The 14462-nt window shown below is 67.9% G+C and carries 13 protein-coding genes and 4 pseudogenes; 10 read left to right on the top strand and 7 right to left on the bottom strand.

Features of this window, described 5'->3' with window-relative positions; translation table 11 throughout:
* A pseudogene (locus tag IE260_RS37615) lies at positions 1-107 on the top strand (IS5/IS1182 family transposase); the annotation flags it as partial.
* A 146-nt stretch (positions 108-253) separates the two neighbouring features.
* On the opposite strand, the pseudogene IE260_RS37610 reads toward IE260_RS37615, so the two are convergent.
* Positions 254-1923: pseudogene (locus IE260_RS37610) on the bottom strand (IS1182 family transposase).
* Between the two features lie 310 nt (positions 1924-2233).
* The gene (locus IE260_RS37605) at positions 2234-2485 is read right to left on the bottom strand and encodes a hypothetical protein (protein ID WP_229881710.1); all 252 of its coding nucleotides are present in this window, start codon (positions 2483-2485) and stop codon (positions 2234-2236) included.
* A 315-nt stretch (positions 2486-2800) separates the two neighbouring features.
* On the opposite strand from IE260_RS37605, the pseudogene IE260_RS37600 reads away from it, so the two are divergent.
* Positions 2801-2983: pseudogene (locus tag IE260_RS37600) on the top strand (transposase family protein); the annotation flags it as partial.
* A gap of 344 nt (positions 2984-3327) precedes the next feature.
* Here the strand turns inward: IE260_RS37600 and IE260_RS37595 are convergent.
* A complete protein-coding gene (locus IE260_RS37595) occupies positions 3328-4074 on the bottom strand; it encodes an SDR family NAD(P)-dependent oxidoreductase (RefSeq protein ID WP_189880340.1) in 747 nt (248 codons plus the stop codon).
* Between the two features lie 90 nt (positions 4075-4164).
* Here IE260_RS37595 and IE260_RS37590 point away from each other — a divergent pair, with 90 nt between their 5' ends.
* Entirely contained in the window at positions 4165-4773 is a 609-nt protein-coding gene (locus IE260_RS37590) for a TetR/AcrR family transcriptional regulator (protein WP_189880338.1), read from the top strand.
* 100 nt (positions 4774-4873) lie between these two features.
* Here IE260_RS37590 and IE260_RS37585 read toward each other — a convergent pair whose 3' ends face one another.
* Positions 4874-5206: a hypothetical protein gene (locus IE260_RS37585; protein ID WP_189880336.1), complete on the bottom strand. Its 333-nt coding sequence runs from the start codon at positions 5204-5206 to the stop codon at positions 4874-4876.
* Positions 5207-5727: 521 nt separating this feature from the next.
* Between IE260_RS37585 and IE260_RS37580 the strand changes: the two genes are divergently transcribed.
* Complete coding sequence (locus IE260_RS37580; RefSeq protein ID WP_189880334.1) at positions 5728-5910, top strand: hypothetical protein; 183 nt, start codon at positions 5728-5730, stop codon at positions 5908-5910.
* A gap of 526 nt (positions 5911-6436) precedes the next feature.
* The gene (locus IE260_RS37575; RefSeq protein ID WP_189880332.1) at positions 6437-7183 is read left to right on the top strand and encodes an endonuclease/exonuclease/phosphatase family protein; all 747 of its coding nucleotides are present in this window, start codon (positions 6437-6439) and stop codon (positions 7181-7183) included.
* Between the two features lie 448 nt (positions 7184-7631).
* On the opposite strand, the gene IE260_RS37570 is transcribed toward IE260_RS37575, so the two are convergent.
* Positions 7632-8531 carry an EamA family transporter gene (locus tag IE260_RS37570; RefSeq protein WP_189880329.1) on the bottom strand — a complete coding sequence of 300 codons (900 nt, stop codon included), beginning with the start codon at positions 8529-8531 and terminating at the stop codon, positions 7632-7634.
* Between the two features lie 113 nt (positions 8532-8644).
* Here IE260_RS37570 and IE260_RS37565 point away from each other — a divergent pair, with 113 nt between their 5' ends.
* The 4 genes and pseudogenes from IE260_RS37565 to IE260_RS37555 all read left to right on the top strand — a co-directional run bounded on the left by IE260_RS37565 (position 8645) and on the right by IE260_RS37555 (position 10752).
* Positions 8645-9223 (top strand): CGNR zinc finger domain-containing protein, encoded by a 579-nt coding sequence (locus tag IE260_RS37565; protein ID WP_189880328.1) that lies wholly within the window; start codon positions 8645-8647, stop codon positions 9221-9223.
* A 152-nt stretch (positions 9224-9375) separates the two neighbouring features.
* On the top strand, positions 9376-9843 hold the full coding sequence (locus IE260_RS37560; RefSeq protein WP_229881712.1) for a DUF2199 domain-containing protein: 468 nt from the start codon (positions 9376-9378) through the stop codon (positions 9841-9843).
* Positions 9843-10037: pseudogene (locus IE260_RS42900) on the top strand (hypothetical protein); the annotation flags it as partial. The gene IE260_RS37560 and the pseudogene IE260_RS42900, both read left to right, overlap by 1 nt.
* A 178-nt stretch (positions 10038-10215) precedes the next feature.
* Entirely contained in the window at positions 10216-10752 is a 537-nt protein-coding gene (locus tag IE260_RS37555; protein ID WP_189880323.1) for a hypothetical protein, read from the top strand.
* A 266-nt stretch (positions 10753-11018) separates the two neighbouring features.
* Here IE260_RS37555 and IE260_RS37550 read toward each other — a convergent pair whose 3' ends face one another.
* Positions 11019-11222, bottom strand: a complete 204-nt coding sequence (locus tag IE260_RS37550) for a cold-shock protein (RefSeq protein ID WP_014670069.1) — start codon at positions 11220-11222, stop codon at positions 11019-11021.
* A gap of 843 nt (positions 11223-12065) precedes the next feature.
* On the opposite strand from IE260_RS37550, the gene IE260_RS37545 reads away from it, so the two are divergent.
* Complete coding sequence (locus IE260_RS37545; protein WP_189880321.1) at positions 12066-13751, top strand: ribonuclease J; 1686 nt, start codon at positions 12066-12068, stop codon at positions 13749-13751.
* 145 nt (positions 13752-13896) lie between these two features.
* Here the strand turns inward: IE260_RS37545 and IE260_RS37540 are convergent, their stop codons facing one another.
* Positions 13897-14385 (bottom strand): GNAT family N-acetyltransferase, encoded by a 489-nt coding sequence (locus tag IE260_RS37540; protein ID WP_189880319.1) that lies wholly within the window; start codon positions 14383-14385, stop codon positions 13897-13899.
* Positions 14386-14462 lie beyond the last annotated feature (77 nt).

Genomic DNA, 14462 nt, shown 5'->3' with positions numbered 1-14462 from the left:
TCCGCCGGCTTCGGATCCGATGGGAACGTCGCGACGACATCCACGAAGCGTTCCTGGGGCTCGCCGTCTGCCTGATCCCGCACCGCCACGTCCAACGCCTTTGTTAGGACCTCTAAGAGACACGGCCGTTGAGATCCCACAAGCAGCATCCAGCCTAGGACGGCATGGCGGCTCCGCATACACGCGCCCGGCGTCTGCCACAGGCCCGGTGGCGGCCCCCTCCCAGGGTGGATGCTGTTGGCCAATTCGGGGGTCAGCTCTTCTCGGCCCCGCTGAGCTTCGGCTCGGTGGGGCCGAGTGCTGCGAAGTGGCTGGTGCGGGTGCGGGCCCGGGGTGTGCCGGTGAGGTGGGCGTGGATGCGGACGAGGTTGATCGCGGCGCCGGTGAACTGGTGCTGGAGGCTGGTCTTCGTAAGGCCTCGGTAGCGGGACCTTCGCATGCCGCAGCGCCCGACGGCTTGGGAGATGGTGCCCTCGATTCCGGCGCGGGTCTTGTAACGCTCTTTCCAGGTGCCGGTGTCCTGCTCGGCGTGGGCCTGTCGGAGGGCTTCGTGTTCCTCGCGGGGCCGCAGGGTCAGCCGTCGGCCGACGGTGGAGGTGGTGCACTGCTCGCGGACCGGGCAGGGGAGGCAGTCACCGCTGTTGAAGCGGACCCGGATGACAGGGATGCCGGATTGGGAGTGGTCGGGGTTCCAGCGGCGGGTGGTCCTCCCTCCTGGGCACGTGACTTGCTGAGCCGTCCAGTCGATGGTGAAGTCGTCGCTGGTGAACCCGCTCTTGCCGGCCGTTTGAGGACTGAAGCCGGTGGGCGCGGGGCCGGTGAGGGTGATGCCGTATTCGCGTCGGGTGCTGACCAGAGGTGTGCGTCGATGTATCCGGCGTCGACCAGATGCTCGCCGGGCAAACGGCCCGCGTCGGCGAGCTGGGTGTGCACGGTCTCGGTCATCGACACGTCGGGAACCGTTGCGAGCGTGGTGGCCACGTTCGTGATCAGGTTGGGGGCATCGGCTTCGCAGGTTTCGGTGAGGTGGACTTTGTATCCGGCCCACGTGGTGTCCCGCTTGACGCTGTTGCGGGCCTCACGGTCATAGGGGGTAACCAGGCAAGTCGCCCCCGGCGGCCGGTCTTTTGGGTCCCTTCGCCTCACCTCGCCGTCCACCTGGTGGAAGTGCTGGACCCACATCTGACGCAGGGTCTGAACCGCTTCAAGCGTCCGCAGGTCCTCGGGAGCCTGGCTGGACCAGACGGCTTCGAGCAGGCGCGTCCCGTCGCGGCCGATCCGCAGCCCCACCTCGTCCCGCTTGGTGCGGGACTTGGGGAAACGGGAAGTCTCGGCTGTCGTGGCGTAGTGCTTGAACCAGTCCGGCTCCGCGACCCGGGACAGCCACTCGGGAGCGGCCTGGGCGAGTGCGTTCAAGGCGGCACGAAGCGTCTCGGCGACCATCTCCAGCCAGGACAGATCCCTCGCCGCCGACAGCACACGCGTGGAGTCGGTCCGCGCCCTGCCAGTCTTGAGCAGTCCCTTCTCCCGGGCCGCTGCCAGGATGCCGTCCAGCACCCGCCGGCCCGCGTCCGCCCCGGCCAGGCGGTCCCTGAACTCCGACAGCACCGAGAAGTCGAACCCGGGATCCACCAGTTCCAGCCCGAGGGCGTACTTCCAGTCGATGCGGGCCCGCACGGCCTCTGCCGCCTGCCGGTCGGTCAGTCCCTCGACGAACTGCAGCACCGACACCAGCGCCAGACGGCCCGGCGACCAGGCCGGCTTCCCCCGCACCGGGAACAGATCCGCAAACTCCTCGTCGCGGAACAACGGCCCCAGCTCGTCCCGGACCCGGATCGCCAGGCTCCCCTTCGGGAACGCCGCCTGCGCAATGCGCGCCGTCTCCGCAGGGATCTCCCCATCCCCGCCCGGTCGCATCGACATCCGCACCCACCCCATACGACAACGTCGGCCTCCAAGACCACAACCGGGTCTTGGAGGCCGACGTCACGCGAACCCCCGAATTAGCCAACAGCATCAGGGTGCATAGGGGGCCCGCCCGGGCCTTGCCCGTCCTGTCGATAGTGCAAGGCACTACGACGGTAGAGCTGCCGGTCCCAGCCGTGCTCGCTCGGTGCACCGGACAGGTGAGCGAGGGCACCCGCCTGGGGGCGTCTCCCTGAACGGGGAGCAGGAGCGAGGAGCCGCCGGATCCGGTGACGGGGTGGGCCGGTGTCTTCGGGTAGTCGCCGGGTCAGCGTGTGGCGAGCTCTCTGGGCAGGTTGCTGGTGGTCATGAAGGCGCTCAGTTCGGATCCCCAGGGAACGGTGGCGGCGAAGCCTTCGGCGATGTGGGCGGTGGAGCGTACGGGCTGGGGCAGGTGCCGGTCACGGGTGAAACCGAGCATGCGGGCCATGGCACGCCAGAGGCGGGCGTCGGGGGTGATGCCGACGGCAGCGTGGTGGGCGGCGAGGGGATCGCCAGCGGCGAAGCGCCGCCAGTACACGGCGCTTTCGAGTCGGTTGAAGGTGGCTGCGCGGACCTGTAGATCAGCGAATAGCAAAGGCTGGCCACTGCAACCGGCTCTTGTTGGTGTATGAAGCGAATCGGGCCCGGCGCCGGGCCGAGCAGCGGGGCCTTCGCCTATGGCCTGTCGGCCCCGTCCTTGGGCTCGCGTATTCAACTGTCGCCAGTTCTCGTGGAGAACGAGGGCGACGCTGACCGTGTGTAGCCAGAGCAGCCCGGTGGCCCGTCACCTTGCCCAGGCCGGCCTGGGCGGGGCCGCCGAGGGTGCTCGGCGGCCTCCCGGCTCCGACGCCCGCCCCGCCGGGAACTCACACCGACTCAACGCACGATGAACCGGGGACTATCAGCGGCACGGGCACCGGTCGAGCGGGGTGTCGCAAGGCTGAAGTCCTGGCGGATCTTCCGCAGGGCACGCTGCAGTCCGAACCGCCTGTCGTCAATCGCCGCAGCCGTCCTCACCCTGGAGCGTCAGCACTGAAGATCCGCCATCTTGAAGATGCTGGTCACGGAGCTGGTGTGAGTGGTTGTTCGTGTACTCGTGCTGGTCGTGGGCGCTTGTCCGGCGTGAAGATCGTTTGCCCTGTGTGTCACCGTCCGCTGTCATTCAATCGGGCGTTTGACAGTGAACCCAGTCGTTTCGGCTTCCTTGCCGGCGAACCTAGTCGTACGAGGTGACTCTGGGGGTGCTGGGCGGCCCTACCGGTCGGAGCGATCTTGCGCTCCGTGTCCAGTCTGGGCGTGCTGCGCGGATGTTCGTGTTGGCCAGGCGGAATGTCGCGGGCGACGACTCGCCCGCGACAGTTCGGGACTCCGCGTGGCGGGTCAGAACTGGTTCTCACCGCCGTTGACGTGCAGGGTGGTACCGAGCATGAAGCTGCTGTCCGCGGAGGCGAGGAAGGCCACGGCGGCGGCGACCTCCTCCGGGCGTCCCCTTCGGCCGATCGGAACTCCCGCCGCGAGTTCCGCCTTGATGGCGTCCGCGTTCTCCTCGCCGATGGCGATGTCGACTCCGGGGGTGTCGATCGCGCCCGGCGCGACCGTGTTGACCCGGATGCCCCTGCCCTTCAGCTCGTTGGCCCAGGTCCGCGCGAGGGACCGGATCGCGGCCTTCGACGCCGCGTACAGGCCGAAGGCCTCCCGGCCGTCGTCGGCGCGGATGGAGTCGTTAAAGATCACCGAGGCGCCGTCGTTGAGCAGCGGCAGCGCTTTCTGCACGGTGAGCAGTGTGCCCCGGACATTGACGCCGAAGATTTGATCGAACTGTTCCTCGGTGGCCTGTTCCAACGGTGCGAGCGTGGCCATGCCCGCGTTGGCGACGAGCACGTCCAGGCCTCGGCCGCGGTCACGGATCGCTCCGTACAGCCGGTCCAGGTCGGCCGGCTCCGATATGTCGCCCGGCACCGCGGTGACGGAGTCACCGATCGACTCGACGGCCCCGTCGAGCGCATCCTTGCGCCGGCCGGTGATGAACACATGGGCACCCTCGGACGCCAGCCGCGCGGCGGTGGCCAGGCCGATTCCGGTGCTGCCGCCGGTGACGACGGCGGTCTTGCCTTCCAGCTGTCCCACTGCTTGAACTCCTCAAACTTAGATACCGATCGGTGCAGAATTAACCGTAGCACTTCTGCACCGATCGGTATCGAGGGGTAGGATGAAGCCGTGGAGATCACCCGGAAAGCGCCTCTCGGCCGGCCGAGAGGTTTCGACGCCGACGAGGCCCTGGAGCGGGCGATGATGGTCTTCTGGGAGCAGGGCTACGAAGGCGCCAGCCTGACCGACCTGACCCACGCCATGGGCATCACCCGCAAGAGCATGTACGCGGCCTTCGGCAACAAGGAGGAGCTGTTCCGCAAGGCCCTGGAGCGCTACACCGAAGGCCCCGCCGCCTATGCGGCCCGCGCACTGGAGGAACCGAGCGCCCGCGAGGTGGCCACGGCGTTCCTCGCCGGCTCGGTCAGCGCGACCACCCGCCCCGGCTGCCCCGCCGGGTGCCTCGGCGTACAGGGCTCGCTGGCCGCCGGCGACTCCGGCCGGGCGGCCCAGGATGCCCTGATCACCTGGCGCGACGACGGCCGTGCCCGCCTCCGTCACCGGTTCCAGCAGGCTGTCGACGAGGGTGACCTGCCGCCCGGCGCGAATCCGGAACTGCTCGCCCGATACGTGATGACGGTGTCGAACGGCATCGCCGTCCAGGCTGCCGGCGGCGCCACCCGCTCCGAACTCCAGCAGGTGGCCGACGCGGCGCTGCGGAACTGGCCACCCGTCTGACAGTAGGTGCCCGTGGGAGCGTGTCGCGCCACCCAAAGCGAGGAACCGCACCCAAATCAGCGACATCGCCAGCCATCAAGTCTCCGCTTGGACAATGAAGTTAGTCGCCACAGGTCACAGAACCGCTCTCGACTGACTTCACTGTCCCAGGGCACACCGGGTGACTTCGAGGTTCGTCAGGACGAACAGGGCGCAGGAGCGTGGTGGCGTGCCGGATGTGCAGGCGGAGCTTGGTGAGGATCCTCCAGTTTTTCAGGGTGGGCGAAGGCGTGTTCGCAGACCGCGCGGACGCGATCAGCTTGTTGACCTGCTTCTTCGCCGACGTGAGCGGTTTAGTGCGGGCGGCCTTGTAGCCGGTGATGACCACCGGGTTGTCGACACCGTCGTCCAGGCCGAGGCCGCCGATGGCGCCGAGCTCGTGGGCGCGCAGCATCCAGCCTATGAGCAGCACAGGAGCCCCGCACGCGCGTCGCCGTCGGCCACCCCGCCCGGGATGTCGGCCCCCTCCCAGGGCGCATGTTCGGGGGCCGCCCGGGCCTCACCGTCCTGTCGATAGCAAGGCACTACGACAGTAGAACCGCATAACCGACGGTGCTCACCCGACGCACCGGCTGGGTGAGCAGTGCAGGAATCCAGAGAGGCCCCGAACCCGCAAGCGCGGGCTCCTCTGGCTACTGCGCGGGTGTCACCAGTCGAGTGATCAGGCACGTTCCAGTAGTGAGACAGGCAGCGTGCGACCGGTTGAGTTATGCACGGACGTCTCGCATCGGGCTGGCCGGCAGCCGTCATCAGCCACCCCTCCGGGAAGGCCCGAGCCCGATGGCCGATCAGCAAGTCTTTCCTCGAACAGGTCCGGGTCTCTGTTGTGCAGGACAGGGCAGCGGGCTTGATCAGCTGAGACTGCACGCCCCATCAGCCGGTGATCCCAGCCCGTGGACGTGCGAGACGTCGCACGTGGCCCGTCCCGAGACCGCGGCCCGGGCGGTCGGCGAACCGCTGCTGCTCGCCGGCGCGGCCCGCGCGGTCGCCACCCCGCTGCGCCGCATCGGCCTCACCCACCAGGCCTGGACCTCCTCCTCGACGCCCAATGCCAACTCCTGGCGACCGCCCGCCATCCCGGTGCCGGGGACCGCGTAGTCCAGGCCCGCCCGCTCCACCGCCGCGGGCAGTTCCGCGGACGCGATGCGGGCCGATGAGTAGCCCAGGTTCCTGTGGCTGTTCGAGGACGTGCTGGGCGACGAGGCCCGGGCCGCCTGCCGCAGGCGGTCGTCCAGGCGGGACGCGGCCACATCGCGTCCGCGAGCTCGTCCCTCATGTCGTGGGCACTTTTCGCTCCGGAGGTTGAGCAGTCGACAGGCTGTGACCCGGAGGCGACCAGGAACAGCCTTACGGAGGAGAAGGCCCGAATTCTGCCCAAGGCGACCGACCCACAACCGCGCCCCCCTTCCGCCGAAGCGGAAGGGGGGCGATGTCCGAGCGATGTCTCTACGGCCAAGGGTCGCGTACGCCATTCACCGTAATGCTGTCACGAGCGGATGGGCGGCCCGGTGTCGCTCCCTCTAGATTCGTCGCGTTCACGCCAAGAGATGGAACGGGTGCGCCGTTCGGCGGCGCGACGAGAGAAAGCGACTGGTGCATGCGCCATAAATTAAGACGCCTCTGGATGTCCTTCTCGACCACCGTGACGGCACTGCTGATCGGCACCGTGCTGACTCCGCAGACGGCCGCGGCCGAGCCTCCGCCGGTGCCGATCCGTCAGACACTCAAGGTTCTCCACTGGAACATGGCGGGCGCCGCCCGCAACGACGGGGACGGCCCACCGGTGGACCGCTTGATGGAAAAGATCAGCGAACTCGACCCGGACGTCGTGACCATCAATGAGGTGTGTCACAGCCAGGCCACCTTCCTGCGGGACGAGCTGCAGGACGCCGGCATCCAGATGTCCTGGCACTTCGGGCGCGCCTCCAGCAACTGGTTCAACACCTGCAACGGCCTGTTCGGTGCGGATGCGTGGGCAGGGAACGCCATATTCACCAAGGCGCCCATCGGGGAGCAGAAGGACTACTGGTTCAGCGGGAACGAGATCGTCGAGGAACGCAGCAACGAGACGCGCGGGTTCACCTGCCTGACCGCCTACTTCGCGCTCGCCGTGCGGACCTGCTCCGTCCACACCGACCCGAACGACGACAACGCCCGCGCGCAGACGGCGGCCATCGCGGCCAAGTTCGCCTCCGACGTGGACCAGCGTCCGTACCTGCTGGCCGGTGACTTCAACGCTCCGCCGGCCGTGCACCAGCCCAGCATGTACGCCCCCGAGGCCGGGGGCGCCGGCAAGTTCTACGAGGTGGGCTGGCAGCAGCCGAACCTGGGAGACGCCACACACGAGTTGCAGTATTCGCCCGCAGAGTGAGCGGCCCGTCACGTCAGCGGTGACAAGGCGTACGGCTCTCGCCGCAACGGGTGGCCCGTCTCGCTCGCCTCGCTCGCGGTGGGGAGAGGGGAGCCTCCTGATCCGGGGTGCCGCCCCGACGCCGCACAGTGCCCTGTGCCTGAACTTGGGTCCTGATGCCGACGGCTCCGCTCGTACTTCACCGACGGTCGGCGGGGAGAGCTTTAATCATTTCCCCGTTGACCAGGACGACGAAGCAACCGCAGCCACCGGTGCAGTACTCAACCTCGCCCTCAGACGTACGGTGGCGGGATCGGAGCGTCCACAACTGCGCTTCCCCTTCAGTCGGCTCATGGCAGACAGGGCAGCAATCCTGTGTCGACGTGATGGTGACCGAGGGTACGGGTGTCATTCCACCAACATGCTGTCACTGTCTATTGCACTTCAACCATTACATAGAGCGGAAGGATCAGCTGTCAGGGGTGCCAGGCCGGGCCTCCAGTCCGGCAGGCCGCCCAACCCGCCGCACCGACCAGGCACCGGCCATGACGACCAGAGCAACCGCTGCGAGCTGGCGTACGGTCAGCTGCTCGCGCAGCAGAAGGAAACCGACGGCCGCCGCCACGGCGGGGCTCAGCGCGAGAAGCACACCGAAGGCGCGGGCATCGATACGCCGCAGCACCGTCATGTCCAGCGCGTACGGAATCAGCGAGGACAGAAGAGCCACGAGGAGACCGGTGAGGAGAACCGGTGGGTGGGCCGCCACCGCAACGCCGTCCGTGACAGCGGAGACCGGGGTCACGACGCAAGCACCGCAGGCCAGCGCCAGCGACAGGCCCGTCCAGTCAGGAAACAGCCGTCCGACCCGCCGACTCAGGGCCACATACCCGGCTCGGCACAGCGCGGCGGCGCCTCCCAGCACCAGTCCGGCGGTAGACAGCGAGGCCCCCGGGCCCGTCAGCAGCAGTACGCCCGACAGTGCCAGCAACGCCACGACGAGATGCTCCAGCCGGCGGGACAGAGCGATCGACAAGGCGAGCGGTCCGAGCAGTTCCACGGTCGCGGCCACGCCGATCGGCAGGCGGCTGATGACCTGGAAATACGCCACATTCATGGCCGCGAAGACCAAGCCGAGCGGGATCACTGCACGCCACTGCACCGCCGTGACCCCCCGCAGAGACGGCCGGACAAGCAGCCAAAGGATCACGGCGGAGAAGAACAGCCTCACACCGGCCAGAGCCGAGGGACCGACGAATGCGTACGCCTCCTTGGCGACGGCCGACCCCGCCTGAAGACTGGCAATTTGGACCAGCATCAACGCCGGTGCCGTCGAGTTCCCCTGCCGCGACAAGCGGGCAGCCTGCACCATCGTGCCTCCGAGATCTCGTCGTATCCGGTGCCCGGCAGGCCACCCACAGCCATACGGCGCTTCGGCCTGGAGCCCCGGCGCCGGCCCGGGTCAAACGATGATGTAATTGTCTTATGCAGTTCAACCATTACGGCGGTGAGGCCGCCCGACTCGCAGCTGACCTGGTCAACCTGACCGAGGCACCCCACCCTGCAGACCTGGAACGGCTCCTGGCTGTACACGGCGTGGTGAACCGCACGCTCACCAACGCGCAAGCCGAGACCATCTGGACATGGAGCCGGCGCCTGGCCGCATGTTTCGGGCGCCAGGACCTCGACGAGCGTTGCGATGCGGTCAATGCGCTCCTCGCCGAGGCTTCGAGCAGCCCCCGTATCTCTCTGCACGACGGACGGCCCCACCTGCACTACAGCGCTACCGGCGCGGACCCGGCCGCGCACATCCGCGCCATCACCGCGGCCGGACTCGCCTACGTCATCTGCTCCGCCGACGCCGAGCGACTGGGACGCTGTGCACGACGCGACTGCGCTCTGGCTTTCGTTGACACCTCCCGCAACGGCAGACGCGCCTACTGCTCGGTGCGCTGCGCCAACAACGACGCCGTGGCCCGCCACCGCGAGCGACGCCACGGAAGCGCAACACCGATAACCAGACCAACAACACCAGCCGCTTGCCATCGCCTGTCCTCGGGGTAACCAGCTGTGACTGAGCGCGGTAGTTGGCCGCGCAGAGCGGTGCTCGGGCAAGCCCCCTTCGGGTACGTCTGGAGTCGCTAGGCTCCGGGCTCATGACCAGTGATTTGGGGTTCACCTGCGCGTGCTGCGGGGCCCACCACCCTGAGCTGCCGATGAACTACACGGCCGAGGCCCCCGCCGTGTGGGATCCAGCCTTCGCCGACGCCGACGACTGCTTGCTCTCTACGGACCAGTGCGTGGTCCGCGGGCAGCACTACTTCGTCAAGGGCCTGATCGAGATACCAGTCATTGGCAGTGACGAGGTGTTCTCCTGGGGCGTCTGGGTCTCGCTCAGCCGAGAGAGCTTCTCCCGGGCCTCCTCTGATCTGTGGGACAGGCCCGGCCGCGAGGCCGAGAAGCCGTACTTCGGCTGGCTCACCACCGATCTTCCGGTGTACCCGACGACGACACTCAACCTGAAGACGCGCGTCCATACCCGCCCGGTCGGTGAGCGCCCCTTCATCGAGCTGGAGCCCACCGAGCACCCCCTCGCCATCGAGCAGCACAAAGGAATCAACCTGGAGCGCGTGCGTGAGATTGCGTCGGCCGTGCTCCACGCCGGAGACGGCGCGCAGCGGTAATGGCTGACCAGCCCGTATCGCCCGTCCCGGTCGCGCCTGCCGGCCTGAGCCGCAGGGCCCAGCGGTTCATCGAGACGGAGGGTATCCGCGTTCGCCGGCAGGACATACGGCGACACCGCGACGCGTGGATCGAGCACGGGATCCCTGCTGCGGAGATCGAACGGGCAACTGCTTTCCAGGACCGCTGGGGCGGCTGGCTGCATAGGTCACAAGCGCGGACAGCGGATGTCCACCGCTTCGGGAGGCGGCAGAGCCATCGAAGGATTCGAACGGCGCGCGAGTGTCAAGTCCGGAGCAATACCGGTCTGCAGAAGGCTCCGTGAGCGCTGCACCCCGCAGGAGGCTGTCAGTCCCCGTTCGTAGGATCACGGCATGTCTGATGCCTTCACCGTTTTGTGGACCCATGACACGTGCCGTGCGCTACGCAAGGCGGGCCGCGTGGGCGAGCGACCGCCGGTCGCCTTCAGCGGCGCTCACTCCTCCCTGCCCGCGTGGACGGGGGCTCGCGCTGGGGACGAGGTGTACGCGCTACACGTTAACCGGCGCGAGGTGTTCGTGGTGAGTCAGATGCGAGTGGTCGACATGGAGCGACGCGACTGCTGCGGCACGGCCCCCACAACCTGGGAGGACCCTGCGTATCCCGGGCACGGCGACTGGTCGATGCTCGGCGCCAGCGGGTGCGGCGCCGAGGCGGTGCACGTGGACGCGACGCCCGTACGCTTCGATGTGACCATCCCCGGTGAACTGCTTGCGAGGCTTACCTGGCGCAACCGCCGAGGTCAGACCCGCGGTCTGAAGTACGTGGTGGACGGCCGTCTCGAGAACTCAGTCAGCCTTCAGGGGTTCTACCGTCTGACCCTTGAGGCCGCTGACGAGTTGGCGGAAGTCGTCGGCAGCCCTGCCCCTTGATGCTGACGGACGAGCAAGGCATTAGCACCCAGCACGCGTCGCGCCTCTGTCTGCAGTAGTTCTGGAAAATCGAACATGGCCGGGCTGCTGTGCCTCCCGAAGTGGTGAACATCTGCTGTCCGTCCTAGAGATCAACGAAGCCAGTTCTGCCAATGGCTCGTTGGGACACGCGAGACACCAATCGGCTCTGGCCCGCTGACCACTACGGCAGACGGTAAGGGCCCGGCGTCCCGAAGCCGGGATGCCGGGCTCTTACCGGGGCGCGATCAGGCGGGGCGGATGTTCTCAGCCTGCGGGCCCTTCTGGCCCTGTGTGACGTCGAACTCGACCTTCTGGCCCTCCTGCAGCTCGCGGTAGCCCTGGCTGGCGATGTTGGAGTAGTGGGCGAAGACGTCGGGGCCGCCGCCCTCCTGCTCGATGAAGCCGAAGCCCTTCTCGCTGTTGAACCACTTCACTGTGCCCTTGGCCATGACTGTCTCCTTTGAGGGAAACCGAGCACGCACCCTGCGCGACCGGGAGGTGATCGCCCTGGTCCGGAGAGGCGCTGAACAGCAAGAACGCCCGTGAAGCGATCACGGGCGAACAGAACTTCGGAACCACGACTGCTGATCACAACGCTATAACGGCATGACGGAAGCCGCTAGCGAAAACGCGCCAGCATCCGGCCCGGAACGGAGGGCTGGATCGCCCGTGAGGCTTGGCCGATGGTGATCAAGCAGTTTCGCGCCCTGCTTCTGCACAAGGCTGCGGCGAGGCATGGCCTCTCCCCGCCGCCGACTGTTCTCCGGGCGGGCCCCACCGATCATGCGTGACTAGCCCCTCCCCACACGACGTCACCTTCGACTTCCCGGAAACGGCTCGAGACCACGGACGAGCCGCCCCCGCGTGACCTCGTCGTCGAGTTTCGATGGGGCTCTACATCGGCTTCCTGCATGGCGGGCAGGGGCGGCAAGCGCTTCTGGGACACCGCCATCTGTCTGCCAGGCGAAGTAAGCTGCCTCGGGGCCCTCTCAGCCCACTTGCTCCTGAGCGCCGAGGACACCCGAGTCTCGACTACTGCGAGTGGGCCCAGTGCCGAGGCCCGCCGGGAGGCAGCGAACGCCGGAGAACACGACAGGGTGCACGAGATCTTCTCCAGCACCGGGCGAACGGTTCGGCCACGGTAGGTGGTACCGCTTTCACCGCTCCCTGTCCCCAGTCGCCGGGGTGATCCGATCGTGCCGAGGCACGCTGCGGGTGCCCCGCTCCGTCGGGAAAAGGAGATCGCACAGGCAGTGGATCACCCTGTCCCGCTCTGCGGGTACCGTCAGGGTATGAGTCATCCGCACCCCGAGCTGAAAGCCGCCCCGCCCCTTCCCGAAGGAGGGCTGCGGGTCATCGCCCTGGGCGGCCTGGGTGAGATCGGCCGCAACATGACCGTCTTCGAGCACGCGGGCAAGCTGCTCATCGTCGACTGCGGCGTGCTGTTCCCCGAGGAGACCCAGCCCGGCGTGGACGTAATCCTGCCGGACTTCACCTCGATCCGGGACCGGTTGGACGACGTCGTGGCCGTGGTACTGACCCACGGCCACGAGGACCACATCGGCGGCGTGCCGTACCTGCTGCGCGAGCGGTCCGACATTCCGGTCGTCGGCTCCAAGCTGACGCTGGCGTTCCTGGAGGCCAAGCTCAAGGAACATGGCATCCGGCCGCGCACGGTGCGGGTGCGGGAGGGCGACCGGCGTGGCTTCGGGCCCTTCGACTGCGAGTTCGTGGCGGTCAACCACTCCATCCCGGACAGCCTCGCGGTTGCGATCCGCACCCGGGCCGGGATGGTGCTGCACACGGGGGACTTCAAGATGGACCAGTTCCCTCTCGACGACCGCATCACCGATCTGCGCGCCTTCGCCCGCCTCGGCGAGGAGGGCGTGGACCTGTTCCTCACCGACTCCACCAACGCCGAAGTACCCGGCTTCACCACCTCCGAGCGTGAGCTGAACCCGGCGATCGAGCAGGTGATGCGCACCGCGCCGCGCCGGGTTATCGTCTCCAGCTTCGCCAGCCACGTGCACCGTATCCAGCAGGTCCTGGACGCCGCCCACCAGCACGGCCGCAAGGTCGCCTTCGTCGGCCGGTCGATGGTCCGCAACATGGGCATTGCCCGTGACCTGGGTTATCTGAAGGTCCCGTCCGGTCTGGTCGTGACTACGAAGGAGCTGGAGAAGCTCCCGGACCACAAGATCACTCTGGTGTGCACCGGCTCCCAGGGCGAACCGATGGCCGCGCTGTCACGGATGGCCAACCGTGACCACATGATCCGCATCGGCAAGGGCGACACCGTCCTGCTCGCCAGCTCTCTCATCCCCGGCAACGAGAACGCCATCTACCGGGTGATCAACGGACTCACCCGGTGGGGCGCCCACGTGGTCCACAAGGGCAACGCCAAGGTGCACGTCTCCGGGCATGCCAGCGCCGGCGAACTCGTCTACTGTTACAACATCGTCAAGCCCCGCAACGTCATGCCCGTACACGGCGAATGGCGCCACCTGCGGGCCAATGCCGAACTCGCCATCCGTACCGGTGTCGACGCCGAGCGGGTGGTCATCGCCGAGGACGGCGTCGTCGTCGACCTGGTCGACGGGCGTGCGTCCATCACCGGCAAGGTCCCCGCCGGCAACGTCTACGTGGACGGCATGGAAGTCGGCGGCGCCACCGAAGCGTCCCTCAAGGACCGTCTCACCCTCGCCGCCGAAGGCGTGGTCACGGTGGTGGCGATCGTCGACGCGGACACCGGCGCCCTCGCCGAGGCCCCCGACTTCCTGGCCCGGGGATTCGTCCACGACGACGCCACGTTCGAGCCGGTCATCCCCATCATCGAGAAGACCCTGGCCACCGCGGCCGAGGAGGGCGTCGGGGACGCGCGCCAACTCGAACAACTCCTCGCCCGCGCCGTGGCGAACTGGGCGTTCCGCACCTACCGCCGCAAGCCCCTCATCATCCCCGTCATCATCGACGCCTGAGGCACAGCCCGGCAGCACGGCCCCCGGCCCCGGTCGCGGCCCCGCCGGCACCGAGGTCGGGCACGGGAGTCAGCAGCCACACCCGGCTCCTGACCGGCGGCCACCATGCAGGAGAAGCCGGTGCCCTGCGAACCGGAACACCGCGTCATATCGAAGGAATGCGAAACTCGAATTCGGGACGGTCCCACGGCACGGCGGGCGGGTTCGCGAACGCGGTCCCGATCCGCACTGCACCTGCGCGGTGATAGAAGTCCGCGGCGGGAAGATGCGACACGACCCTGACACGATCCAGCCCGGCGGCACGGGCCTCGGACTGCATGTGCGCGACGAGCAGCCGTCCAATACCCCGTCCCTGCGCTTCGTCGGCGACGAACAGCAGGTCGAGCTCCGGTGGAGCGAGGACGAGCGAGTAGAACCCGAGGACCCGGCCTCCATGCTCGTCGGCGCCGACGGCTACGAATGCGCGGTGGGCCTCGATGTAATCAGGACCGACCCGGTAGCCCGCGACTGCGGCTGCGTACTTACCCTCGTAGGCGCCTGAGCCACGCACGAGCCGCGTGAGCCGTTTGGCATCCCGCGCAACGGCCCTCCGTATCGTGACCGGCTGGCTGATCGGGGAAGTACGTGAACTCATCGGGAGAGTATTTCGCACCGGGAAGTGCCTTCGTGCGGCAGGTCGGCCGCTCGGGCAGGATTCCTGCACCGCTGCCG

The sequence above is a fragment of the Streptomyces viridiviolaceus genome (genome assembly GCF_014650995.1).
Classification (GTDB): domain Bacteria; phylum Actinomycetota; class Actinomycetes; order Streptomycetales; family Streptomycetaceae; genus Streptomyces; species Streptomyces viridiviolaceus.
The sequence above is the reverse complement of the archived record's forward strand: the minus strand, read 5'-3'. Positions and strand labels throughout refer to the sequence as shown.